General features: G+C 47.1%; 20 protein-coding genes and 1 riboswitch. Of the genes, 7 read left to right on the plus strand and 13 right to left on the minus strand.

Annotation, left to right across the window (positions count from 1 at the left end; translation table 11 throughout):
* Together EDC63_RS16310 and EDC63_RS16315 are read right to left on the minus strand one after the other, a co-directional pair.
* Positions 1-1,544: DUF6531 domain-containing protein (locus EDC63_RS16310; RefSeq protein WP_165923022.1), on the minus strand; the 1,544-nt coding region annotated here is incomplete at its 3' end.
* Positions 1,545-2,833: 1,289 nt separating this feature from the next.
* Entirely contained in the window at positions 2,834-3,307 is a 474-nt protein-coding gene (locus EDC63_RS16315; protein ID WP_223272294.1) for a CreA family protein, read from the minus strand.
* A gap of 478 nt (positions 3,308-3,785) precedes the next feature.
* Here EDC63_RS16315 and EDC63_RS16320 point away from each other — a divergent pair, with 478 nt between their 5' ends.
* Both EDC63_RS16320 and EDC63_RS16325 read left to right on the plus strand, forming a co-directional pair.
* Positions 3,786-4,232, plus strand: a complete 447-nt coding sequence (locus EDC63_RS16320) for a hypothetical protein (RefSeq protein ID WP_124946968.1) — start codon at positions 3,786-3,788, stop codon at positions 4,230-4,232.
* Positions 4,233-4,400: 168 nt separating this feature from the next.
* Positions 4,401-4,646, plus strand: a complete 246-nt coding sequence (locus EDC63_RS16325) for a type II toxin-antitoxin system Phd/YefM family antitoxin (RefSeq protein WP_124946969.1) — start codon at positions 4,401-4,403, stop codon at positions 4,644-4,646.
* A gap of 197 nt (positions 4,647-4,843) precedes the next feature.
* On the opposite strand, the gene EDC63_RS18885 is transcribed toward EDC63_RS16325, so the two are convergent.
* The gene (locus tag EDC63_RS18885) at positions 4,844-5,038 is read right to left on the minus strand and encodes a hypothetical protein (protein WP_223248325.1); all 195 of its coding nucleotides are present in this window, start codon (positions 5,036-5,038) and stop codon (positions 4,844-4,846) included.
* A 240-nt stretch (positions 5,039-5,278) separates the two neighbouring features.
* Positions 5,279-5,366, plus strand: a riboswitch (cyclic di-GMP riboswitch).
* 185 nt (positions 5,367-5,551) lie between these two features.
* Here EDC63_RS18885 and EDC63_RS16335 point away from each other — a divergent pair.
* Positions 5,552-6,697, plus strand: a complete 1,146-nt coding sequence (locus EDC63_RS16335) for an ankyrin repeat domain-containing protein (protein WP_124946970.1) — start codon at positions 5,552-5,554, stop codon at positions 6,695-6,697.
* Between the two features lie 466 nt (positions 6,698-7,163).
* Here the strand turns inward: EDC63_RS16335 and katG are convergent, their stop codons facing one another.
* Complete coding sequence (gene katG / locus EDC63_RS16340; protein WP_124946971.1) at positions 7,164-9,335, minus strand: catalase/peroxidase HPI; 2,172 nt, start codon at positions 9,333-9,335, stop codon at positions 7,164-7,166.
* 563 nt (positions 9,336-9,898) lie between these two features.
* The gene (locus EDC63_RS16345) at positions 9,899-11,692 is read right to left on the minus strand and encodes an ABC transporter transmembrane domain-containing protein (protein WP_124946972.1); all 1,794 of its coding nucleotides are present in this window, start codon (positions 11,690-11,692) and stop codon (positions 9,899-9,901) included.
* On the opposite strand from EDC63_RS16345, the gene EDC63_RS19010 reads away from it, so the two are divergent.
* Positions 11,676-11,801, plus strand: a complete 126-nt coding sequence (locus EDC63_RS19010) for a hypothetical protein (protein ID WP_262982236.1) — start codon at positions 11,676-11,678, stop codon at positions 11,799-11,801. The two genes, EDC63_RS16345 and EDC63_RS19010, sit on opposite strands and share 17 nt — an antisense overlap.
* An 83-nt stretch (positions 11,802-11,884) precedes the next feature.
* On the opposite strand, the gene EDC63_RS16350 is transcribed toward EDC63_RS19010, so the two are convergent.
* Entirely contained in the window at positions 11,885-13,066 is a 1,182-nt protein-coding gene (locus tag EDC63_RS16350) for a hypothetical protein (RefSeq protein ID WP_223248327.1), read from the minus strand.
* A 430-nt stretch (positions 13,067-13,496) separates the two neighbouring features.
* Here EDC63_RS16350 and EDC63_RS16355 point away from each other — a divergent pair, with 430 nt between their 5' ends.
* Together EDC63_RS16355 and EDC63_RS16360 are read left to right on the plus strand one after the other, a co-directional pair.
* Positions 13,497-13,856, plus strand: coding sequence for an MbcA/ParS/Xre antitoxin family protein (locus tag EDC63_RS16355; RefSeq protein WP_124946973.1), 360 nt, complete (start codon positions 13,497-13,499; stop codon positions 13,854-13,856).
* Positions 13,857-14,603, plus strand: a complete 747-nt coding sequence (locus EDC63_RS16360; RefSeq protein WP_124946974.1) for an RES family NAD+ phosphorylase — start codon at positions 13,857-13,859, stop codon at positions 14,601-14,603.
* A gap of 219 nt (positions 14,604-14,822) precedes the next feature.
* Here the strand turns inward: EDC63_RS16360 and EDC63_RS16365 are convergent, their stop codons facing one another.
* From EDC63_RS16365 to EDC63_RS16375, 3 genes are all read right to left on the minus strand, one after another.
* Positions 14,823-16,217, minus strand: coding sequence for a nicotinate phosphoribosyltransferase (locus EDC63_RS16365; protein ID WP_124946975.1), 1,395 nt, complete (start codon positions 16,215-16,217; stop codon positions 14,823-14,825).
* Between the two features lie 113 nt (positions 16,218-16,330).
* Positions 16,331-17,395: a bifunctional nicotinamide-nucleotide adenylyltransferase/Nudix hydroxylase gene (locus tag EDC63_RS16370; RefSeq protein ID WP_262982237.1), complete on the minus strand. Its 1,065-nt coding sequence runs from the start codon at positions 17,393-17,395 to the stop codon at positions 16,331-16,333.
* 15 nt (positions 17,396-17,410) lie between these two features.
* A complete protein-coding gene (locus EDC63_RS16375; RefSeq protein WP_124946977.1) occupies positions 17,411-18,376 on the minus strand; it encodes a quinolinate synthase in 966 nt (321 codons plus the stop codon).
* Positions 18,377-18,737: 361 nt separating this feature from the next.
* Between EDC63_RS16375 and EDC63_RS16380 the strand changes: the two genes are divergently transcribed.
* Complete coding sequence (locus EDC63_RS16380; RefSeq protein WP_124946978.1) at positions 18,738-18,971, plus strand: hypothetical protein; 234 nt, start codon at positions 18,738-18,740, stop codon at positions 18,969-18,971.
* A 317-nt stretch (positions 18,972-19,288) separates the two neighbouring features.
* Here the strand turns inward: EDC63_RS16380 and EDC63_RS16385 are convergent, their stop codons facing one another.
* The 4 genes from EDC63_RS16385 to EDC63_RS16400 all read right to left on the minus strand — a co-directional run bounded on the left by EDC63_RS16385 (position 19,289) and on the right by EDC63_RS16400 (position 23,377).
* Entirely contained in the window at positions 19,289-20,080 is a 792-nt protein-coding gene (locus tag EDC63_RS16385; protein ID WP_124946979.1) for an ABC transporter ATP-binding protein, read from the minus strand.
* 48 nt (positions 20,081-20,128) lie between these two features.
* Entirely contained in the window at positions 20,129-21,022 is an 894-nt protein-coding gene (gene ntrB / locus EDC63_RS16390) for a nitrate ABC transporter permease (protein WP_124946980.1), read from the minus strand.
* Between the two features lie 56 nt (positions 21,023-21,078).
* Positions 21,079-22,365: an ABC transporter substrate-binding protein gene (locus tag EDC63_RS16395; RefSeq protein WP_124946981.1), complete on the minus strand. Its 1,287-nt coding sequence runs from the start codon at positions 22,363-22,365 to the stop codon at positions 21,079-21,081.
* 439 nt (positions 22,366-22,804) lie between these two features.
* Positions 22,805-23,377 (minus strand): ANTAR domain-containing response regulator, encoded by a 573-nt coding sequence (locus EDC63_RS16400; protein ID WP_223248328.1) that lies wholly within the window; start codon positions 23,375-23,377, stop codon positions 22,805-22,807.
* Positions 23,378-23,438: the final 61 nt, after the last annotated feature.

Genomic DNA, 23,438 nt, shown 5'->3' on the forward strand with positions numbered 1-23,438 from the left:
GCGTTGCTGAGGGTGTTGAGGTCACCTCTGCGGTATTTGGGTGGGGTGGTGGTCGTGTCATCAGCCGTGTAGTAGGTGTAGCGGGTGATGTCGTTCACATCAGTACGTGGGCCATCGACGCTCTTGAGCAGGTTGACCAGGGTGTTGTCGGCACTGGTGGTGTAGCTGTAGGTCCAGGTGCGGGTCTTGCTGCTGGCGGTGTCTTTGATTTCCTGGGTGAGGACGTTGCCGCTGGCGGGATCGTAAGTGATGCTGGTTTCGCGGCCGGGTTCGGTGATCTTGGTGGCCAGGCGCCAGGTGGTGTGCCAGGAAGTCGAGGTCTTGCGGATCTCTCCACTATAGGAAGTAGCCGTCAGGGCAGTGGCGCAGTCAGCGGTACTTGCCAAGCCTTCGACGCGGGCGGTTTCCAGATTGCGGCCCAGAGTGTCGTAAGCGTAGCAAGTTTTATGTTGATTGAAATCGGTGCGGCTGGATACGTTGCCGTTGGCGTCGTAGGTTAGGGCACTGGAGGCAGCACTACAGCCGGAGCCGCCAAGTTGGTCGGTGCCGGTGCTTTTAGCGACACCTAATACAGTGGTGAAGTTATAGGTGTAGGCAGTTTTAAGCGGGTCGGTGACGACAGTGCTGGTGGGATTGCCGGTGGCTGGGTCGGTATTGTAGGTGAGCTGGTAGTTGTCGATGCCTTGATTCAGGCTTGGAGCGTGCTCTTCCTTGTATGCCCTGCCTTGGCTATCATACCAGTAGCTGGCAAAGCGGGTGCCAGGGTCGGCACTGTTGGCTTTTTCGGTGATACCAGTTAGCGCATGTGGGAGATTGGCGTTGCCTGTCAGGGTTTGTTCGTTGTAGCTGTATTGGCGAATACTGCCGTCTGGGTAGGTGATACTGGTCAAATTAATGGTGTCGTAGCCCCAGAGGTAGATGCCGTTCGCGGGATCGGTTAGCTTCGTGAGACGAATTATGGTGTTGGTTGAATCGTAACCCCAAGCAATATTGATCGCGCGGCCAGCAGCGTCAGTGATGCGAATAGGATAGCCCGCAGGTAAGGCAGTAGTCGTCAGGTTTCCGTTGGCATCGAGGATAACATTGCCGTCGCTGCCCGTACTGTAAGTATAGGTCTGGGTCAGCCCGGCTCGATTGGTAAATGAGGTGCGTGCACCGTTGGCGTTGTAGGTTTCAACGACACCTTCACCGGTGGTGTATTTCCAACCGGAGGCATTTGCTAATTGAACCAGGGTGTCGGTGATATCTTTGTCCGCTAACCAAGTGCCGTTGGTCAGGGTGAAGGTTATGACTTTACCGTCAGGACGATAAACTATACCTGTGCTGTCGATACGACCGCCGTAGCTCCAGCGCCATCCTCCGCCACCTTCTTGCTGGCTGTTGTAGGCACGTGTGAGTTGAAGCGGGAATGGACCTGTTCCGATATAGTCGATTTCTTGTAAAAATTTGTTGGCAGTGCCAAGGTAAATAGGATTGGGAGTGCTGGGTGAGGAGTCACATGGGCACGATGTGCAGTGGTTTGCCCCAAGCAATTTGTCCTGCATTTTTTTTAGGTCAGTTAATATGCAAGCAGTTGGGCTTGTACTGTCCCAGTTGCCATTTGCTTGGAAGTTAACTTGGTAGTTAGAGGGGCAGGTTTTATTCGTGCGGTATGACAATAAGGAAGTTTTCCTGCCATCGCAATACCAATCGACAGGACAAGTCGTTAACCAAGTGTTGTATTCGATATACTTTGGTGGCTCAACTGGCCAATATGTGCAAGCTCTTCCAAGATATGTATTGTTCTGATACTGCAAGCAGATTGCCGGAAAATCGTTAATGTTATTAAGAATATATGGTGGCCATGAGCCAGGGGGGCTATAACCAGCATAATTATTCCATACACCATTAAATATGGTTGATGTATATAAGGGGAGAGATTGTGATAAACCTTCATTTACCATTCCCAAGAAGCTAAAAAGCACTGCGATTATTGAGTATATTGGAAATTGATACGTCGCCTTCCGCCTACGTAGAAATATCATTTTAAAGGCAGCTCCCGAGAATGAGATACTAGCCAGTAAGTCCCACACTTAGCGAACAAACCTACACGAATTAAAGCCATTTTTGATTCTTTCTTTATCACTTGTAATACCTCAGCATAATTTGCAGTGCTTGAAAGTAATTCTTTATTTCGACAGGCTAATACCCACCCTTTAACTATGAAATCGCCGTGCCAGAAGTACAAAAAACATACACAAAATAATAATGATTGCACTCTACTGAGCTGCACCACTGCAACTGATATTGAAATAATCAGTTGCTCTTGTATTAGTTTGGGAGGGCACCCAATGCGCAGCTAATTGGTTTCTGCCTATGACGTTATTGTTTATTAATTTTATGACATTATTGTTTGCAGGTGGGTAATTGTCAATCAGAGAAGAAATGTATTGATCAGCCAAATAGAACTTCTTTAGCTTGCACACTTAGCCACTCAAGCGATTAAGTGGTTGCTATAGGAATAATTTCGATAGCCTGTAGTTTGGCACCTAAATCCGGGAGTGCAGCCATGCGTTGAGGGTAGGGTTGAAGTATGAGAATGTTTGCTATATCACCTATAGCAGCAGGAAAGCAAGGCTAAATAAACAATGGGATTAAGACAGGAATAAAAAGGTTTGGAAGTGTATTTGAATACTTCCAAATGTTGTTTCGGTCAGGCAGCTCCGGTTCCTTCACTACGCATTTTCATCTCCTTCATCATAACGATTGTTGTATCTTCATCAGATTCATGATGTAGAAACCCTACACAGTTTAATGCTAGTTATCAATGGTGTCGTGGCTGCCTAAGCCATGGCTACGGCCTTTCGCCCCAAGGCATGATAGGGACGGTGGATATGCTGTTTGCCGGCGCACCTTCGATCAGTTTGCGGCTGATCGCCAGGTAGACAAGGGTTCTATTTGCTTGATCCCACATGCGCACGATGCGGGTTTCCTTAAAAAGGATGGATGTATCTTCTGTAAAAACGGTTTCTTCCTTAGGCATCTTTGCCGGCAAGGTGATTGGTCCTGTCTGGCGACAAGCAAGCGAGAATTGCGAGGGATCCTGAGCGAGGCCGAGTGAGCCGGATACGCCACCTGTCTTGGCTTGACTGACGTGACAGGTAACGCCTGGTATTTTGGGATCATTGAATGCTTCAACGCAAACTTTGTGGTTGGCCCCAATGAGCTTCCACGCAGTGGTAACGCATCCGATATTGTCGGCTTTGACAGGCATGGCAGTGAGTAGCAGGCTGGTAGCCAAAAAGCGTAAGGTTGAGATCATTTTCATAGGGTTAGCTATTAATGTACAGTTAATTTTTGGATCATGAACTGGAGCTTATCACAGCAGAAGAGGATATCAGCAATATTTTTGCTGTTTATTTTCAATAAAACATTTGTTAACTAGATGAAAAATATCTTACATATTGTAATAAACTACAGTTAATAACGAATAGTATAGCTAACATAATAAATATCAATTTATATATCACTATGTTTATATGTTATTAAAATATTTATAACATATAAACATAGTGTTACAAAATAGCATTAATAAATAAAAGTAAATATATATTAATCTTTATTCATAATATTCAAAATGATGAAGATAGTTATTTTAAATATTATAAAAAATTACAAATATTAATATATTTTTATTGTTATTATAAATAAGATGATAAATAATATCGTGACATATCAACTTTTCGTAAATGCAATCAAATTTCCAGAAAACGCTCATTCTGAAACCCAAATCGGGAGTGAAGCAAATGAAAGAAGATCAATTGGCTGAGAAACTTAACGATCTGATACCAAAATCTCTAGACAACATTATTCGTCAGAACCGAGAGATGGCGGAATTGAGACTGGCCACAGATGCGGAAATTAGCGCCATTGAAAAAAATATTCAAGGCCAGGATATGGTGAAAGATGCCATCAATGATTGGCGGCTGATATCACTTTGTGTGAAGACGTTGAATTTGTCACAGGTGCTACTGTTGGGAAAAAGTGAACAAGAAAAATGCCCATGGATTACCTCACAAGTTATTTCCGTCGATTTTGGGCGCGGTCTTGTATATACAAAAAGTGGCTCACTTTACAAATTGTTGAACCGTGGCGAAGGTGAGCCACCCAGTGAAGACCTGATCAGGATTTGCGCGGCGCTGCATTTGTGGGGAAGCGGCCCATTACTTGGCGTGCCTCACTTTTTTGACTGATTACTATGGGTGCGGCTTGTGGCCAACAAGAGTTTTTCAATGATACTGGTAATGAAGAACAATTCTGATGATTTTCATTTTTTCTTGTACTTATAAGATGATTCAATTGGCTGGCAGATTTGGTCTAGAATGGGTAACACGTTATGCTTACCAGATAGGAAAAAGGCCGTGAATATTAGAGTTGGATCCTACGAAGCAAAGATGAAATTACCGGAACTCTTGCGCGGAGTACAACTTGGCAATCGCTATACGATTATCCTCAGAGGTAAGCCAGTAGCAGAGTTGATTCCCTTGATCGGGTCAAAAAATAAAAATGTTGCCGAAGCAGTTGCAAAAATGCATCGGTTTATGGATTCACACGCTTCAATTTTCGGGGTTGATACAAAAGCTTTGATTGATGATGGACGTGACTGATGGCAAACTGCTTACAGCGATAGCTTGTTCACTACCAATTGGGAGTTAGTTATAGCCGTTATCAAGCAATCCTCGACATAGCAGTTATGCAACTACCTGAAAATCCCCGAAACTTATCCCTTGTTTGATTACAATCTCCCACTGGGTCGTCGTACTGAAAAAAGTTAATTTCCTAGTTATTCAATCAAGGTTCAAGCTTACATAGATAGGCGGTTGGCTCCGCGGCCGTCCACAGCAAAAGATGCGTGTCTAACAACAGCTTCATGTGTCACTACCAAAGATTCGTTCGATTTAGCATCACCTATTTGGCCAAAGCCATCGGGAACGGTATTCTGTCCGACAATAAAACCTAGTCGATTCACCTGCCCTGATTCCGGAGAGCTCAATGGCATGACCTTGACTAGCGGTTTACCCGATTTTTCAATGATGAATGCTCACCCTTGGAAGCCTGTTCAATCAGCCGCGATAAATGCGTCGGGGCTTTGTGGATGTTAATGGTATGCATGGGGATATTAAATTTTCCCCATGTGCTGATTCTCTTTATTGTATTTTTGCGTTATTCCTTACCTATGATACCTTTCAGCCACGTTCAATCATTTACATATTTCAGTAAATTAAGGTATATTCGCCAAATCTGTTAAAGGTAAACCCGGGCGAAAGACGGGCACGCAAAGTTACGGGTCTAAAGAGCGGAAACTCTAAGGCTGCGGGTCTACCATAGAAAGGTACAGACTGCTGCCTAAGAATAGGTCGCTCGCTATTCTCTCAAGTCTCATTGTTTACCCCTACCTGATCACAATGCTTGCGCTAGTTTGCACTAGCCAGCGTTACCGAAAACCCAATTTGCAGAATACGTTATACGACAAAAGAAAAACACTGCAAGCAACATAAAAGGCATTAAAAAAATGAATAAATTTACCCTAGTCACTCTCACATGGCTAGCCAGTGCTCTTCCAGCCCAGGCTGATATTACTGACCTGACTGCTGAAACTACGAGCTACAAAACCACCTATGCGGTTTACGATATCAAGCCAGAAAGCTTAGATCCAGCAGTCATTGAAAAAGCTGTACTGAACGCTATTCGAACCTACGCGCAAAATGCACAGGTTGGCCATAGTATTCCCCCTGCCACACTCCCAGTAGTAGCAGCAAAAATGTCCTTTACAAAAAATCCAAGAATGAATGCCCAAGTACCACAATGTGATGGGGAAATTTTTCAAATAACGGCGAGTGATAATAGCTTTGCCAGTAGTGGTGAAAAAACGAAATCCGTTGCATGCCTCTTCCCTTATAAGGACGGCTACAGGCTTAACTACTATGCGGCATATGGCCAGATGAGTGGCGGTGCCAATACCAATATTCTGGGCGCCATGCTGGCACGTGCAGTAGGGGTTGGTGATTCAAGTAAGTTCATTGCCAAAACTCTTGAACGTATCGAAGAAAACCTCAAGGAACAAGGTACAACCCCTCAATTAATTCAGCTCTATCCCAAAATTGAAGGTAAGCAGGTCACTCCCATGGAAGACCCAGTTCAGCCTATAGCACAAGCTGCTCCTGTAACAAACGCACCATTGTCACAGCCAGCGCCAACACAGGGATCTGCTATGAACAACATGGCTCCCATGAATGCCTACAACCCCATGGCTCTGATGAATTCCCCACTCACTGCAAATCTTTCCCCAGCAGACCGAGCTAAGCTTGCCGAAGCAATGACACAGCAAAAAGCCATGATGAATAATTATTATGGCAAGGCGCAAGCGGCACCTGAAACAGTTACCCCTCAACCGCAGACACCACAGAAACTCAGTCCGTTACAAGCTAGGAAAGAGTTGACTTCCATTGGCATGGGTTATGCAAATGCCGATCAGTTCTTTGAGGCTGTTCAACGTAACGACAAACTTGCGGTGGAACTCTTTATCGCAGCGCAAAGCATTGACCTTAATAGCGTGAAAGACAAGAAAGGCCAGACCCCTTTGCAAGTAGCTGCACACCAAGGTGCCGAACAAGGTTCGATAGCACAAATGCTACGGGATGCTGGCGAACAGAAATAAGTTTTGTATGATATCCATGGGGATATAAAACGGGAACATGCTGATTTGTTCCCGACCACAAAAAAAAATAAATCTTCATGTGGCAATTTCTAAACTCGTCAGCACAATTACCTATTCAACTCCTCATGAATATTTGACATTGATGTGCTTTAAGAAATGTTAATGTTGCACCATCAAGTAGATGGTGATGTCGGCGAGATTAAATATATTCAACTATTTTTATGTTGATATTAGCAGAATGCATTTTTTAGTTTGCGTTGTTCAAAAGTTTATTATCTTTGTTAAGGTAAGAAGGTCAGTAATATCCTAACTTGTTCAAGACTTTTCCAAACAGGGATTGAAGATATTGTTTTGTAACTAGTTGAATATTGAAGTAGAGTGTTCAAAGCATTATTATTGACAAACATTTGTTGTAGATAGAAAGCTGTATTAAAAAGCCCGGCATAGCCGGGCTTTTTAATTGTGATCACGCAATGTCGAAGCGGTCCAGATTCATCACCTTGTCCCATGCCACTACAAAGTCGCGGACGAATTTCTCTTGCGCATCTGAACTGCCATAGGCTTCAGCCAACGCACGGAGCTGCGAATTTGCGCCAAAGACCAGGTCGACGCGCGTGCCGGTCCATCTTTTTTCGCCCGTCTTGCGGTCGCGCCCTTCGAACACGTCCGCACCATCGGAAACCGGCTTCCACTCCGTGCCCATGTCGAGCAGATTGACGAAGAAGTCGTTGGTGAGTACTCCCGGTTGTTTGGTGAAGACACCATGCTGGGACTGTCCGAAGTTGGCATTGAGGGCGCGCATGCCACCTACCAGCACCGTCATCTCGGGTGCAGTGAGGGTCAGCAACTGTGCCTTATCGAGTAGTAGCTCCTCAGCCGAGACCGAGTACTTGCCCTTCTGGTAGTTGCGGAAACCATCGGCGATCGGTTCGAGTACGGCGAAGGCGTCCACGTCGGTCTGTTCCAGCGTGGCGTCCATCCGGCCTGGTGTGAACGGTACTGTCACGGCGTGGCCCGCTTTCTTTGTGGCCGCTTCGACACCGGCGCAGCCGGCCAGCACTATGAGGTCGGCCATTGAGACTTTCTTGCCGTCAGCGTTGAACTCACGCTGGATGGCTTCGAGCTTGCCAAGCACGCTGGCCAGTTGCGTCGGCTGGTTGGCTTCCCAGTCCTTCTGCGGCGCGAGGCGGATGCGCGCACCGTTCGCGCCGCCGCGCTTGTCGGAACCGCGGAACGTCGAAGCCGAGGCCCATGCGGTCGAGACCAGTTCCGAAACACTCAGCCCGGACGCTAAAACCTTAGCCTTGAGGGCGACGACGTCCTGGTCGTTGATCAGTGGATGATCGACGGCGGGGATGGGGTCTTGCCAGATTAGTTCTTCCTTGGGCACTTCGGGGCCAAGATAGCGTGATCGGGGGCCCATGTCACGATGGGTCAGCTTGAACCAGGCACGGGCATATGCGTCTGCAAACTCTGCCGGGTTCTTGTGAAAGCGCCGTGCGATCGGCTCATAGATTGGGTCCATGCGCATGGCCATGTCTGCGGCGGTCATGATGATCTGTATCTTTTTCGAGGTATCGTCCGCCGCCGGGGCCTGGTTGCTGTCGGTCTCCCGCTTGGGCGTCCATTGCCAGGCGCCCGCCGGGCTTTTCTCCACGACCCAATCGTTGCCGAACAGCATGTCGAGATAGCTCATGTCCCATTGGGTCGGGGTCGGCGTCCACGAGCCTTCCAGCCCGCTACTGATCGTGTCACCGCCATTGCCGCTTTTGAAACTGCTCTTCCAGCCCAGGCCCATCTGCTCGATGGGTGCGGCTTCTGGCTCCGGCCCCACGTTCGTGGCCGGACCGGCGCCGTGGCATTTGCCGAAAGTATGACCACCGCAGGTGAGCGCCACTGTCTCTTCGTCGTTCATTGCCATGCGTGCAAAAGTCTCGCGCACGTCGCGTCCTGACGCAACCGGATCAGGGTTGCCGCCCGGACCTTCCGGGTTGACGTAAATCAGGCCCATCTGCACCGCAGCGAGCGGGTTTTCGAGATCACGTTCGCCTGTATAACGTGCTTTGTCGTCTAGCCACTTTTCTTCATTGCCCCAATAGACGTCGATCTCCGGTGCCCAGACGTCTTCACGTCCGCCAGCGAAACCAAAGGTTTTGAAGCCCATCGATTCCATGGCGACGTTGCCCGCGAGAATGATCAAGTCAGCCCAGGAAAGTTTCTTGCCGTATTTCTGCTTGATCGGCCATAGCAGCCTCCGCGCCTTATCGAGGTTAACGTTATCAGGCCAGCTGTTGAGAGGGGCAAAACGCTGGTTGCCATGACCAGCGCCGCCGCGGCCGTCGCCAGTGCGGTAAGTGCCTGCGCTATGCCACGCCATGCGGATGAAAAAAGGCCCATAGTGGCCGTAATCCGCAGGCCACCACTCTTGCGAGTCAGTCATCAGGGAGGTGAGGTCCTGCTTCACCGCAGCAAGGTCGAGGGTCTTGAATTCCTCGGCGTAGTTGAAGTCCTCGCCCATCGGGCTTGATTCGGGGGTATGCTGGTGCAGGATTTCGAGGTGCAACTGATTCGGCCACCAATCGTGGTTCGAAGTGCCGCTCCCGGCTTTGTGTACAAATGGACATTTGCTTTCAGCCATAACTTTCTCCTCTGGTAAATTGAATGCACGGTCTAGAGTATGATCGGGACCGATTAATCTAATAGGTTTTAGCAATGTGATTGATAGTATTGGGGGCTGAACAAACTCACCGGGCCTATGCTTACTGGTCGTTCAAAAAATAGAACGCCATCTTTAAGATTTTGCGAATTGTTCACAGTCGAGCGAGCAGGGAAATTCTTTGACGACTGAAAGAGACGGTTTTGTATCTCATCCCCTTAATTAACGCTGTTTTTTTGTTCAGTTTTGAGCCTTTTAATACCGAGTCTTTTGGTAACAGGGTAAGTCCAATATCATAGACTCATATTAGTACAGCTTGATGATATTTGTATGACTAGTTTTTTATCTCTGAATTTAGCCATATTTTCGAGTACCTCATAATTGCTATTTCCAGACAAAAATGAGTTAGTTCTCATCCGGAAACGCTATACCCCTCTCCCCTTGTGGGAGAGGGTTGGGGAGAGGGGTTAAATTTCCAGGAGTTACCACCCTCCCTGGCCCTCCCCCATCAAGGGGGAGGGAAGAAAGATGTTTCCGGATGGGAACTAGTTAAATGTGTGAAACTGCAAAGCCGCTAAATTTGCATAAATCCCGCCTAATTCGACCAGAGAGGCATGGGTACCAGTTTCCACAATCTGGCCATTTTCCATCACAACAATGCGATCCGCACGCTGCACCGTTGCCAGTCGGTGTGCAATGATAAGAGTCGTGCGACCCACCATGGCGGCTTCTAGCGCGCTTTGTACCAAGCGTTCGGATTCGGCATCCAGTGCGCTGGTGGCCTCGTCCAGCAACAACAGAGAAGGATTTTTGAGCATGGCACGGGCGATAGCAATCCGCTGGCGTTGCCCGCCGGACAGGCGAACACCGCGCTCGCCCAGGAAAGATTGGTAACCTTCCGGGAGCTTTTCGATGAATTCGTGTGCCGCAGCCATTTTTGCGGCGGCGATGACTTCAGCATCTGCGGCGTCAGCGCGGCCATAGCGAATATTTTCCATTGCATTGGCAGAAAAGATGACCGTGTCTTGCGGCACAATTCCGATGGCAGCGCGCAAAGCATGCAGATCCAGTTGCCTGATGTCTACGCCATCAAGGGTAATCGTGCCATTTTGCGGGTCATAAAAGCGCAACAGTAGTTGGAATAACGTGGTCTTTCCTGCACCAGATGGTCCGACCACTGCCACCGTTTCGCCAGGCTGGATGGCAAGTGACACCTTTTCCAGTGAAGCCGTTTTCGGCCGCGAAGGATAGTGGAACGTAACATCACGCAATTCCAGCGTGGCACCGTTTTGGGTGCGCGGGGGTAATGTCAGCGGCGTCACAGAAGAGTGGATCGGCGAACGCACTGCCAACAGTTCCATCAGTCGTTCGGTCGCGCCGGCCGCCCGTTGCGCTTCACCCAAAACTTCCGACAGCGCACCCACAGAGCCAGCCACAATCGCTGCATAGAGGATAAATTGCCCCAGTTCGCCGCCGGTCATGTTGCCTTGCATGACCGCTTGCGCCCCTAGCCACAGCACAAATACGATAGTTCCAAATACCAGCAAAATGGCAATCAGTGTCAGCATTGAACGTGCGCGAATACGCCGTATCGCAGTTTTGAACGCGCTTTCCACCGATGCGCCGAAACGCTCTGATTCCTGAGTTTCATGGGTGAATGCCTGAACTGTGGGCATAGCATTAAGAATTTCACCTGCCATGGCTGATGCATCTGCGATGCGGTCTTGCGAATCACGGGACAACTTACGCACACGGCGGCCAAAGATAACGATCGGCAACACCACTGCGGCTAGCAGCACAATAATGATGGATGAAAGCTTGGCGCTGGTGACAAACAACATTACCAGACCGCCAACCAATAGCAACGCATTACGCAGCGCCATGGAAATGCTGGTGCCAACCACGGCCTGAATCAGGGTGGTATCAGTCGTCAGGCGCGACAATACCTCGCCGGTTTGCGTGGTTTCAAAAAATTGCGGACTTTGGGTAACAACGTGACGGTAAACCGCATTGCGGATATCGGCGGTGACGCGCTCGCCAAGCCATGACACCGTGTAAAAACGTGCTGCCGTTGCGATGGCTAGAATGCATGCTACACCGAACAGTGCCAGAAAATAGGTATTCACATGCTGGATACTTTTTGAACCGGTGGCACCAAAGCCAAGATCTATCATCTGCCTGAATGCATAAGGAATGGCCAGTGTAGCGCCAGCGGCAACCAGCAATGCAATCCCGGCCAACAGAAATTCTTTTTTATAGGGGGCGAGAAAGGGTAATAACCCTTTCAGGGTGGACAGGCTGCTTTTATGAGGTGCTGGCGGAATGGACATAGTCACCATTCTAGCTGTTAATCTATTCGGTCATTTTGTGGAAAACCTGACTAGCGTGTTTGCTGCAACGACTGAGGTTAAAGCCTCTTTCCTGCAGATAATCCCGGTGACTGGCTAGAAATTTATGTGCAATAAACTGAACGCCGTGCTCTGCGGCAAATTTGGAGCGCAGCGGAAAATTTGTCCGACAGCAGCGCCTTGTTATGTGAGTTCAAGCTGACGAATCCCATGCTCAAGTGCATTTGCTGCACTTACAAAATCGTTGCATAAAACAACAAATTCTTCCACAAAATTACTCTCTTCAGCAGTCGAGTTAGTTATCTTATGATCAGCTTCTATGCGCTCCTTGCCTATTAGCTGAATTTGACTAGATAACAACCTATCAATTCCCATTTTGGTTTCTAGTAATTCTAGCAACTGAATCGAACTAAGGGGCCTTTTTGATTCTGAGTGGATCAACTCTACATCCAAAGTCACAAAGAATTTCTTGAGCAATTTTAAAATTAACTTTTGATTTAAGTTGTCAGGGCCAATCAGCTTGTAAAACTCACTACAGCAGTCATAGTAGGACTTTCTAGTATTTTCGACAGGGTTTCTAAAATGATCGTTCTGAGTCTTTTTGAAAAGCAAATCTCCGCCAAATGCTCGATTGATAAAAGTAAGTTGATCTAGAACCTCTTTAATGGGGTTCTGATAGTCAACAAATGCCCCTTCATATGTTCTAGCCACGAAGCGTGCAAAATGCGGATCACTGCTATCAAAACGTGGTTCTTGTAGTTCATAGGCATGCCAATGCCTTTGCTCTTCCGGACTCATCGCGTACAAATCCTTATATATTGCGGTAACCGCCGTTTCTCCACTATATAGCTTTCGCTTGCCATGTCTAACATATAGGTAACGACTTTCAGGAGCTTCTGATTTTGCCCATATATGGCCTCCAGACAATGAATCATCTATCTCATAAAACTCGGGATGATCAAAGTAACGTGTAAGTACCTCTTCTGAGAACATTACAAGTCCAAGCTGATGGGCGCCGCAATGCAGCCTGTTTTTATATTCAGGGAATCGCTCTCGGACTAGGTCGGATCTATAGAAGTGCTCTTCTAGTAATTTTTTGCTAGGGAAAAATACGTGAGTGGTGGTGCTTTCTTTAGGGACTTCGAATTTTGGATTTTCTGGATCGATTTTAATTACATACAGTTCGATATTGGCATTGATCGTCCCTTTTCCATCTTCACAAAGAGCCTCCATCCCTTTCATTACATCCTCATTCGATACGGAAATTTTATCGCATATATCCAATGCAGAAGTTCCGCCAAATGATCGATTCCATTGCTGAATAGAAAGTGCCAAAATGTTGTTCTTAATTTCGTCACCCCTCAATTTTTGCCACTCCCTTCTAATTCACATAACGGTTAATATACGGACCCACTGGTCCGCATATTAATGAATAATACTGCAAATCAATATCTGATGGTGTAGTTGAAATGAAGTATGAAGGAATATAGCAAACTGGATTGCTGTTGATGAGTTCATTGCAAACCAACAGCGATAAGGAGATGACTAAAGCTTATGGGTGCGAAGCGATGTTCGTGTTTCCCAATTTTGTGCCGTAGTTTTGGTGCAGTAATGTAGGTCAATATGTTTCTTTCATACTTACGAGTCAATCAAGAAACTCCATGCTCTGACTCTGATTTATTTTTACCGACAAACAATATAAACATACTGGCACTAAATTACGTGCAAAATTAACATTTATGATCTAATATGTGTACATTGAGCAAGTGGAACAAGATTCGAGAAGGAGCTTAAAATGAACCTCGCCGCTATTCAGAATATCGACAATGCCAGTGTGCTTGCAGAAGCATTCGTCAATGCGGGAAAGAATCTGGGCATGAATCAATCTGATTTGGGATATATCATTGGCAAGGACCGTTCCGCCATTAGTCGTGGTCGGATTGAGCCGGGCAGCAAAGCCGGTGAATTGGCGCTGTTGTTTATTCGATGCTATCGCGCCCTTTATGTACTGGTCGGGGGAAATTTGCAGCAGATGCAGCACTGGATGCAAACTGAAAACCGCCATACTGGGGGAATACCGGCTGAACAGGCCAAAACGGTACAAGGGTTGGTCACGGTGCTGGAGTACCTGGATGCGATACGAGGAAAGCTTTAATTGGCTGACTGGAAAGCCTGTCTTGCAGCGGCCAATCCGGTCCGGCTCTCGGGCAGTTTGCTTCGGCTCGTAGAAAGTCAGGAGCAGGTGGCTACCTACCAGCTGGTCAGCTCTCTTGACCGGCAGGCCGCACTGGAAGAAATGCTGGAAGCGACCAAGCCCCCTTTACGCAAACACTCCGAGAAATTGCATTATTTGCTGGCCACACCATTCCGTTATCCGCCATTGAGGCATGGGTCCCGTTTTGGTTCACGTAATGAACCGAGTCTGTTTTACGGGTCCCGGGAAACCAGAACCGTCCTTGCGGAAGCCGCTTATTACCGCTTTGTATTCTGGTTTGGGATGACCATTCCGCCTTCTGGCAAATTAGATACCCAACATACTTTGTTCGAGGCAAAGTATCAGACTGATAAGGGGGTTAAGCTACAGATGGCACCTTTCGCAGCGTATCAATCCGAGCTAACCCACCCCGAGGCATATCAAGCCAGCCAGCAACTTGGCTCATTGATGCGGGAAGAGGGTATTCAAGGGTTTGAGTTTGTATCTGCTCGTGACCCTGAAGGTGGCATTAATGTCGCACTGTTCACACCCGAAGCCCTCCCCAAAAAAACACCTGTTTCACAAGAACCCTGGCTCTGCGAGCTGACTGGGGAACACGTTAAATTCTATGCCCTGCACGACAGCGGTATTCATGAATTTCCTATTGAGATTTATCTGGTTGATGGCAAATTGCCAGAACCCGCTTAGATCCAGCCAATCCGAATTTCTTGCGGTATGGGAACAATGTGCAAGCAGTCTGGGTTGGTGGATTATTGGCGAAACGTGCAAAGAGGCGGGCTTACACCTTGGTAAGTTGTAGTGGCAGGCGGGGTCACCCGATCATGGGGCACTAAAAAGCAATAGGTTTAAACAACAAACCCGGCAATGCCGGGCTTGTTACCTGCTATCGGATGCACTCAAAGTAGATCAGGCATTTAATGCTGTTTGCCGTACTTCCCCAAATGTCCATTCTTTCAGGATGTTGCCATTCTCGAAGACTGGAATGAGCACTTCTTGGCTGTTTGGACCGTTTTTTGGAATCGGGTAAACCGACGTTTTGTATTCGCCAGTGGTCTGGTGACGGACAAGGGTAAGTTTTCCTCTTTTAGAACGTTTCCCGGTGTCGGTTACAGGGTCCTTGTAAATTTCCTGCCATACGCCGTTTATTTTGGCGGCAGAACTCTTCATGGCGAATTTTTGCGTGTCGCGGTTAAGCTGTTGCAACAATGCGCCGCCCATACCAAAAACGGCGTTTTCTGCTGAGTAACCGTTTTCCTTCAAGTTAGCCAGCACGGCCTCGATGGATTTTTCATTGACGCCATCTCCCTGCAAAATGCGTACATGTTTTAATACCTTGTAGTCTTTGCGATTGATGTCAGCGCCAAATCGTGCTTCAACCAGCTGGGCTATGCGCAAGACAACAGCACTGGGGTCGCCAGAATCCGGGCGGATAACGAGCATGGCGCCAGACTGAATTACCTCCTCTTTCAAGGCTGTCCCCCAGATGTGATCGACCGCGTGGTAAATATCGTAAGTGTCCGATACCACTGAGACGATGGCACCGGGCTTGCCGAACTGAACCAGCATGTTGCGATAGGCATCTTCTTCCCCTAATCGCCCCCAGGCAGTCATGGAAGAATGTTCTGCCGCGGGCACAGAGTAAGCTGCCATGGGTTCGTTGTAATAGGCTTTTGCTGCCAACGTCCCGGATATGGTATCTGACCCCATGAAGTTCACCAGATGCGCGGCACCGCCAATTGCTGCCGACTCTCGACTGGAAACACCACGTGCACCAAAATCATGCAGCTTGAACGGTAAGCTGGAGATATCGTCGGCGGTTTCTTCCAGATACTTGCGAATAACCTGTTTTACAAACCAGCTATTGGTAGCCACGGTGGTGGGGTACCACACAGCGCGTAATAGTGCTGTTTCAATGTAGGTAGGCAACCAGAATACAACCGGGTCGGTGGATTCCACCGTGACCAGCACATTTCTGACCGGGACTATCGAACCCTCGGGAACCGCTTTGATGCGGATGGGTAAATACCCGTTGTGCCGCTTGAGGATATATTCCCACCCTTCACGATTAAACGGTTCACCATGGGCTGTGAAAAATGCTTCAGCTTCATCAATCATTGCCTGAGTGATGGGTTTGCTGAGATATTCCTTCAAATACATCTGGAGTCCGAAAAAAAGCGTTTTGTCTTTGTCGCCGCCGCGGGATTCAATATATGAAAAGAGCCCCTCTGTACCGGGCGGGTACTGTAGCCAGTGAGAAGCCTTGTAGGAATCGGTATCAAGAATCAAATTGTAAGCGTTCATTTGGGAATCCCCCTTATGAATGGCCCGAAGGCTGTGAGTGATGTCTGATGCAGTCCACCCGCATCAGGGTTTGCAACTTTAATTTTGAGTGCCTGATTTTATCAATACAGGCATTAAACCCTCCCTAAAAAATAACTGACGATGGCGTGATGATCTTCAAATAGCATTTCCTGCATGTTCATAAACTCTGACAAAGGCACCCACTGCGCTTTTTCTGCATCACTTGCACCACGGATTTCAGGTAGCTCTCCCGGTGTCAGTTCGATCAGATACGCTTTGGTGATGGTGCGCCCGCGCAATGACCTTGTCGGGTAATCAAATACATGGGTAGCCTTGATAGAGCCTTTCAAAATAGGCGCTGCCACTTTAAGCCGCGTTTCTTCTTTTAGCTCACGCAAAACAGCGTCATCCAGGCGTTCGTTCTGATCTACAAATCCTCCAGGCAAGGCCCACAAGCCTTTTCCTGGCTCAGTTTTGCGTTTTACCAGCAGCACATGGCCGGATTGAATTACCACGGCATCCACCGTGACGAATGTCGGTGGATAGGGTGCGGCTTTCCAGGCATCCTTGTATCGCTGAATGAATTTGAATTCTTTCATCAGTTGGCTGAGTTCTTCCGGATGTTGCGTCATCCATTGATCCAGCCAGTTATAAACCGTTTGAGGCAGATTGTCTTTTAGCTCTGCCATTGAGCCATTGGAAAACAGCATGGAACGTATACGGGTAGAGTGCAGACCATCCACGTTTTCCATGGGGATGCGTTTCCATTGCGGGAACAGGTTCAAGTACCAGGAGCTTTCATCCTTGTCATAGCCGATGATGGCGATGGTGCTTTTTTTTCTGTCCAGGCCTTCGTCGGTCTTCGTGCTACGGGCATGGATAACCCCATAAATGGCTGACTGCACTTCTGTGACCCACTGCTGATCGTTGTAGGGTCTGTCCACGATGGGGGCGAAGCTGAATTGGGTGGTGTTCAAGCCCGATTCCTGAATGGCGCGGCTGAGCATGGCTTCCCGCTCGGACTCGGTCCAGGGGTTCTTGATGGTTCTGGGTTGTTTAGCCGAACCAATCAGCACGATGACATGGGTGCCCAATTCGGCTGCTTTCTTTAAAGTAGCTACATGCCCTGCATGCACAGGCTCAAAACGCCCGATATACACAATGTAATCAAAGTTCATGATCATTCCCCTTTTTTATTTTTTCTGTTCGAAGCTCAGCATGCGAAGGATAGGTGCACGCGCTGCTTTGGCCAGATCATCATCAATGTAATCAATTTGCACGCCGTCAGTACCCTGTAATGCTGTCAACACAGCTTCCTCTGTATTACGCTTCATATAGGGGCAAGCGTGGCACTGGCAGCCGGTGTAGCTGGAAGCGACCCGAATATCCAGATCAGGGCGCGCGGCTTGCATCACGTTGATTAACTCAATCTCTGTAGCTACGTAAATGGTGCCACTACCCTGATAGGCTTTTACCCAGTCCAGCATGCGTGTGGTAGAACCAACTAGATGCGCGCGCTTAAGAATAGGCAAAGGGGATTCTGGATGAGCCAGCAAAAATTTCGGGCCATCCGTCCAGGCCTGAAAAAGTACATCCAGTTCCTGCTCACGGAATGCATCATGCACTTCGCACACGGCATTCCAAACCTTGATATCCCATTCCGGGTGCATGTAACGGAAATAGCTGCCCATGTTACGGTCTGGTGAAAACAGAATGCGGTGCCCTGAATCAATCAGACTGCCGATAATATCTTCAGCATTGCGTGACGTGACAATCCAGTCGGATACGGCTTTATGCTGCACACTGGAATTGATATAGGAAACATGCGCAATCGGCTTGTCGGTTTTACCGCGTTCCCGATCAATCCATGCAGTCAGCTGATCCAGACTGGTTTGTTCCACCAGCGAGCAAGTGGAACCGGCATCGGGTAATAGTACTTCGGCATCGGGGTTTAATAGCTTGGCGGTTTCAGCCATGAAGCGTACGCCGGCAAATACAATGCGGTTGGCCTGTGTGGTTTGGGCGAAGCGTGAAAGCTCCAGGCTGTCTCCCACAAAATCTGCTGCCTGGCGTATAGCTGCCGGTGCATAGTAGTGGGCAAGTAGAATTGTACCTGGGTCACGGTCTTGAGAAGCGATAGTGAAATTAACATCGTTCATCGGAGAATCCCTCCAACGTAAGCCGTATATCGGCTGTTACAGAAAGAAACGGTCCACCCGTTTCGCTAAAATGTGTTGCAATTACATAGGCGAATCCCGCCTGTGAATAAAGAATATATCAATTTACTAATGGATAGCAAGTATTTTTTAATACGTGCCATAAAATTATTTTAAGTAAAAAAATTGAAAATTGAAATGAGAAGTGTCACAAGTACTTAGCGTTCGCATTTATGAAGTGTGCTTATAATCCCTCATTTCTGTTGCTTAGATATAAAAGCATTATTTTGACTCTATGCTATAAATCAAATTGGGATTGTGGAGTTGATGAAACTGTCAGTCAATCCCTGAGGAGGTGAGAAGTATGTGTGATTCTATTGCTGACTTCATTGTGCATGTGGACGAATCGCTTGAAGATGAGGATATGCATAATCTGGAAACTGTTATTCGAATGAACGATGGCGTTATCAGTGTAGGTTCAAATGAAAAAACGTCCCATTTGTTGATGGTTCTTTATAACCCTGAGTTGAGTCGTGGTAGCCATATTCTGGGCAGTATCAAATCGCAAGGTTTGCACGCAGAGTTGGTTGGATTTTAATCATTTTGTTGTTTCAATCTGAATGGTTCTTTTGGTGTGCCGGGGATCCTTGATGTTACTGTCACGCTAGACAAGCGTTGGGAAAAATCTCTATTTACTTCAGGTTTCCGTTTCACAAATGACTGTTTTCTGAATTTGTTTCTATGCCTTTTCAGGCAAATAAGCATAACTGAAAAATTGAATGATTTAACGGTAATGAGGTGTAATGATTACCGGGGTTTTAATTATTCGTATTAAAAAAGCGAACTATGAAAACCATAGTTCGCTTTTTTGTTTCCAGGGTTGCCGATGGTTTGTCTGGTTGCCAGTAAGATTGCTTATGCAGCGGGCCGCATTTGGCGGTGGTAAAGAAACTCAAGCACTGCGGACCGGTAGCCATGATAAGCAGAATCATTTGCCAAGGCCAGACGTTCGCGTGGGCGTGGAAGCGCTACCTCGAGAATTTCCCCGACCGTTGCTGCGGGACCATTGGTCATCATGACAATGCGGTCTGATAATAATACCGCTTCGTCAACATCATGGGTCACCATAATAACTGTACTGTTGGTTTCAGCAGTTATTTTCATTAACTCATCCTGCAAATGTGCCCGAGTAAGGGCATCTAAAGCACCAAATGGCTCATCCATCAGCAATACCTTGGGCTGCATGGAAAGTGCGCGGGCAATACCAACACGTTGTTTCATTCCGCCGGAAATCTCTTGGGGGAGTTTCTGTTCGGCATGGGTGAGGCCAACCAGTTTAAGTGCATCATGAGTGCGTTGCTTCAAGCTGGTTTTGCTTTCTTTCTGTCCGAATACGCGCTCTACAGCAAGATAAACGTTTTCAAAGCAGGTCAGCCACGGCAGCAAAGAATGGTTTTGAAATACAACGCCACGCTCAGGGCCGGGGCCGGCTATTTCTCTACCTGCACAGAGCATCATGCCGCTACTTTGGGTGAGCAGGCCCGCTACTAAATTCAAGACAGTGGACTTGCCGCAACCTGAATGGCCAATAATGGAAATAAACTCTCCTTGAGTGATGCTGAGGTTGACATCATTAAGCGCCACAAACGGTCCTTTTTTCGTTTCAAATACCATGTTGACGTTATCTAACTGGACATATTTTTCCATGATTTTTCCTTTGATTTTTTAAGCTGGTGATGGCTTTAGCAGAAGCTTTCACTCGTAATTAAAACGTTTTGCCAGAAGTACCAGGAACTGTTCGAGCAGTAAACCAATAATGCCGACTACGAAAATGGCAATAATGATGTGTTCTACATTCAGATTGTTCCATTCGTCCCAAACCCAGAATCCCAGGCCAATGCCGCCAGTAAGCATTTCAGCAGCTACGATTACCAGCCAGGCAACGCCCATGGACAGGCGAACGCCGGTCATCATATACGGCAGGGTGGCAGGGAACAGAATTTTGGTGAAAATCTTCCATTCAGACAGATTCAGTACCTTGGCTACGTTCATGTAGTCCTGGGGGATACGTGATACGCCAGCTGAAGTGTTGATAATCATAGGCCAGATACTGGAAATGAAAATTACCCAGATCGCCGCAGGGTTAGCTGCTTTGAATACCAGCAATCCGATAGGTAACCAGGCAAGTGGACTGACAGGTCTTAACAGGCTGATGACGGGAGCTAGCATGTCATTTAAAAATTTGAATCTGCCAATCATGAATCCGAGAGGAATGCCAATAATTGCAGCCATGCCAAATCCAATCCCTACGCGCTGAAGTGAATGCAAAATATTCCAGCCGATACCCTGGTCATTTGGACCCTTATCGTAGAAAGGATCGCTGAAAAGCGATACTGCAGAAGTCCATGTTTTCATTGGGCCCGGAAGGTCAGGGCTGGTCATGGCAGTTAGTGACCAGATGCCAATTAATAAGGCAATGCCAATAATAGGCGGCACGATCCATTTAAGGAATGTGGTCAATGGTTCAACAATCTTGATGCTGCTGGGCTGGGTGGCCTTTATTTCAGGCGTAGCATCCTTGATAGCGATCGTATCTTTAGAAGATTTAATCATGCGTAGACTCTCTTTCGTGATGCTGATTGCACTCATGGCGATATTCCTTATTGAAATGGGGGGCATTCAATATGTCACCCCCCAAATGACGGTTATGCTTTTATCTTGAAACTATTTGCGTAGGCTTTCGGATTTTTACCGTCCCATACTGAGCCATCCATTAATTTACTGGTGCGCATGGCATCTTTTGGTACAGGTACTTTTGCCATAGTCGCGGCCTGCTTGTAGAGGTCGATCTGGTTGATCTTTTTGGCTACAGCCAGATAATCCGGATCTTCCTTCAATAAGCCCCAGCGCTTGTGCTGTGTGAGGAACCACATGCCATCAGAAAGGTAAGGGAAGTTCACTGCACCATCACCATAAAACTTCATGTAGTTAGGGTCTTTCCATTTTTTACCGATTCCATTGTCGTACTGGCCCAACATGCGGTCTTCGATCGAGTCAAAATCGGTGTTGACGTAAGATTTATCTTTGATAATGTCGGCCACTTTTGAGCGATTACTCATGGTATCAATGTAGCGTGATGCCTCCAGAAGCGCAGCAACCATGGCGCGAGCAGTATTTGGATATTTCTGAACGAACTCTGCGGTGGTGCCCAGTACTTTTTCCGGATGATCCGTCCAGATTTCCTGACTTGTAACAGCGGTGAAACCCACTTTATCGCGAATAGCACGGGCATTCCATGGTTCACCTACGCAGAAACCGTCCATATTGCCGACGCGCATGTTGGCAATCATTTGTGGTGGTGGTACGGTGATGTTTTTTACTTCGGTAAATGGATTAATGCCGTTTGCTGCGAGCCAATAATATAGCCACATTGCATGGGTGCCTGTCGGGAAAGTCTGAGCGAAGGTGTATTCACGCGGCTCTTTCTTGATTTGAGCAGCAAGGCTGGCACCATCTTTTACCCCTTTTTCATACAGCTGGTTAGATAGGCTGATGGCCTGACCATTATTATTAATGCTCATGAGCACAGACATATCTTTTTTAGGTCCGCCTATTCCGAGTTGTACCCCGTAAATCAGGCCGTAAAGTACGTGAGACGCATCCAACTCGCCGTTAACCAGTTTGTCGCGAACGCCTGCCCAGGATGCTTCTTTACTGGGGACGATTTTGATACCGTATTTCTTGTCGAAACCCATGACTGATGCAATTACCACAGAAGCACAGTCAGTCAGAGGAATAAATCCGATTTTCACTTCGGTTTTTTCAGGCGCATCCGATCCGGCTGCCCAGGCTGCACTACGTACACCACCAGGAACCAGACCCATCAAAGCAGCAGCGCCAGTAAAAACCGCACTCTTCTTCATAAAGTCTCTACGACTGTCATTTAGAATTATTGAATCCTGCTTGTTATTGCATTTCTTATCTTCGCTCATTTCATTCTCCGTACATTGCTAAAGCAAATAAAAAAGGCGACCATCCACGCAGTATTTCTATGCATGAATGGACGCCTTTGTCCTGGTGAAACAAGCCGCCGTTGGCCTGTTATATTTGTTACTTAATTAACTTGTTAGCAACGAATATGCCAGGTTGTGAATTTTTTTATTACTCATTTGAATATAAAAGAAAAATAGTGTGATAGTGGATTTTAGATGTGGTCAGGTATTTTTTTAATCGCGCCCTGTAATGGTGCGAAAGCATTCTTGTATGCACCTATTTAAACCAGATTTAGATTTTTAAAATGTTTGGTTGGATCTGGGGCTTGATTGATGATTGTATTGCGGAAATTAAAGTGAAACCCTACGGCATGGCCGCAGCGCATAATTGTTTTAGTGAAATAACTGCAGATGTCAGGTATTTATTGAAGGGTATTAACTAAGTCAGTAATTCAGATATGGCTATAATTTGTTGCGCTAACTCTGACATCTTCAGGCTGCGTTCCATGGACGTTTTACGCATAGCTTGAAAGGCATCCTCTTCATTAAAATTGCGCTGTTTCATCAATATCCCCTTGGCGCGCTCTATGATTTTGCGTTCAGCCAATGTGGTATTCGCTTTATCTAACTGAAGTCGCATTGCCTGATAGGCTTCAAAACGAGAGATGGCAACATCCAGAATTGGTTTGATGCGGCTGGGGTCAAGGCCATTAACAATGTAGGAACTAACGCCTGCATGCAGCGCGGCCTTGATTTTGTCACTTTCCCCGTCGTGGGTAAACATGACAATGGGTCTGGGCTGATCTCTATGTACAGCGGCCAGATGCTCCAGTGTGTCACGGCTGGGGGATTCTGTATCAATGATAATCATGTCAGGTTGTGTTTCTGCGACGCGTTTAATCATGTCAAGGGCTGACGAAGATTCAAAAACCACTTCATTGCCTGCTTCACATAGCGCCTGTTTCAGCGTTAATGCACGCTCCATGTTTTCATCAATCAGCATTATGCGCATTATAAAATCCAATACATTAATTTATTATTAAAAGTATAAGCAAAGTTCATGCCTAAAAATA

The sequence above is a fragment of the Sulfurirhabdus autotrophica genome (assembly GCF_004346685.1).
Lineage (GTDB): Bacteria > Pseudomonadota > Gammaproteobacteria > Burkholderiales > SMCO01 > Sulfurirhabdus > Sulfurirhabdus autotrophica.

What these genes read in the sequence shown, in the direction of transcription:
- EDC63_RS16315 (WP_223272294.1), bottom strand. Translation starts at nt 3,307, where the DNA reads ATGAAAATGATCTCAACCTTACGCTTTTTGGCTACCAGCCTGCTACTC.
- EDC63_RS16320 (WP_124946968.1), top strand. Translation starts at nt 3,786, where the DNA reads ATGAAAGAAGATCAATTGGCTGAGAAACTTAACGATCTGATACCAAAA.
- EDC63_RS18885 (WP_223248325.1), bottom strand. Translation starts at nt 5,038, where the DNA reads ATGCCATTGAGCTCTCCGGAATCAGGGCAGGTGAATCGACTAGGTTTT.
- EDC63_RS16335 (WP_124946970.1), top strand. Translation starts at nt 5,552, where the DNA reads ATGAATAAATTTACCCTAGTCACTCTCACATGGCTAGCCAGTGCTCTT.
- katG (WP_124946971.1), bottom strand. Translation starts at nt 9,335, where the DNA reads ATGGCTGAAAGCAAATGTCCATTTGTACACAAAGCCGGGAGCGGCACT.
- EDC63_RS19010 (WP_262982236.1), top strand. Translation starts at nt 11,676, where the DNA reads ATGGACATAGTCACCATTCTAGCTGTTAATCTATTCGGTCATTTTGTG.
- EDC63_RS16345 (WP_124946972.1), bottom strand. Translation starts at nt 11,692, where the DNA reads ATGGTGACTATGTCCATTCCGCCAGCACCTCATAAAAGCAGCCTGTCC.
- EDC63_RS16355 (WP_124946973.1), top strand. Translation starts at nt 13,497, where the DNA reads ATGAACCTCGCCGCTATTCAGAATATCGACAATGCCAGTGTGCTTGCA.
- EDC63_RS16365 (WP_124946975.1), bottom strand. Translation starts at nt 16,217, where the DNA reads ATGAACGCTTACAATTTGATTCTTGATACCGATTCCTACAAGGCTTCT.
- EDC63_RS16370 (WP_262982237.1), bottom strand. Translation starts at nt 17,395, where the DNA reads ATGAACTTTGATTACATTGTGTATATCGGGCGTTTTGAGCCTGTGCAT.
- EDC63_RS16375 (WP_124946977.1), bottom strand. Translation starts at nt 18,376, where the DNA reads ATGAACGATGTTAATTTCACTATCGCTTCTCAAGACCGTGACCCAGGT.
- EDC63_RS16380 (WP_124946978.1), top strand. Translation starts at nt 18,738, where the DNA reads ATGTGTGATTCTATTGCTGACTTCATTGTGCATGTGGACGAATCGCTT.
- EDC63_RS16385 (WP_124946979.1), bottom strand. Translation starts at nt 20,080, where the DNA reads ATGGAAAAATATGTCCAGTTAGATAACGTCAACATGGTATTTGAAACG.
- ntrB (WP_124946980.1), bottom strand. Translation starts at nt 21,022, where the DNA reads ATGAGTGCAATCAGCATCACGAAAGAGAGTCTACGCATGATTAAATCT.
- EDC63_RS16395 (WP_124946981.1), bottom strand. Translation starts at nt 22,365, where the DNA reads ATGAGCGAAGATAAGAAATGCAATAACAAGCAGGATTCAATAATTCTA.
- EDC63_RS16400 (WP_223248328.1), bottom strand. Translation starts at nt 23,377, where the DNA reads ATGCGCATAATGCTGATTGATGAAAACATGGAGCGTGCATTAACGCTG.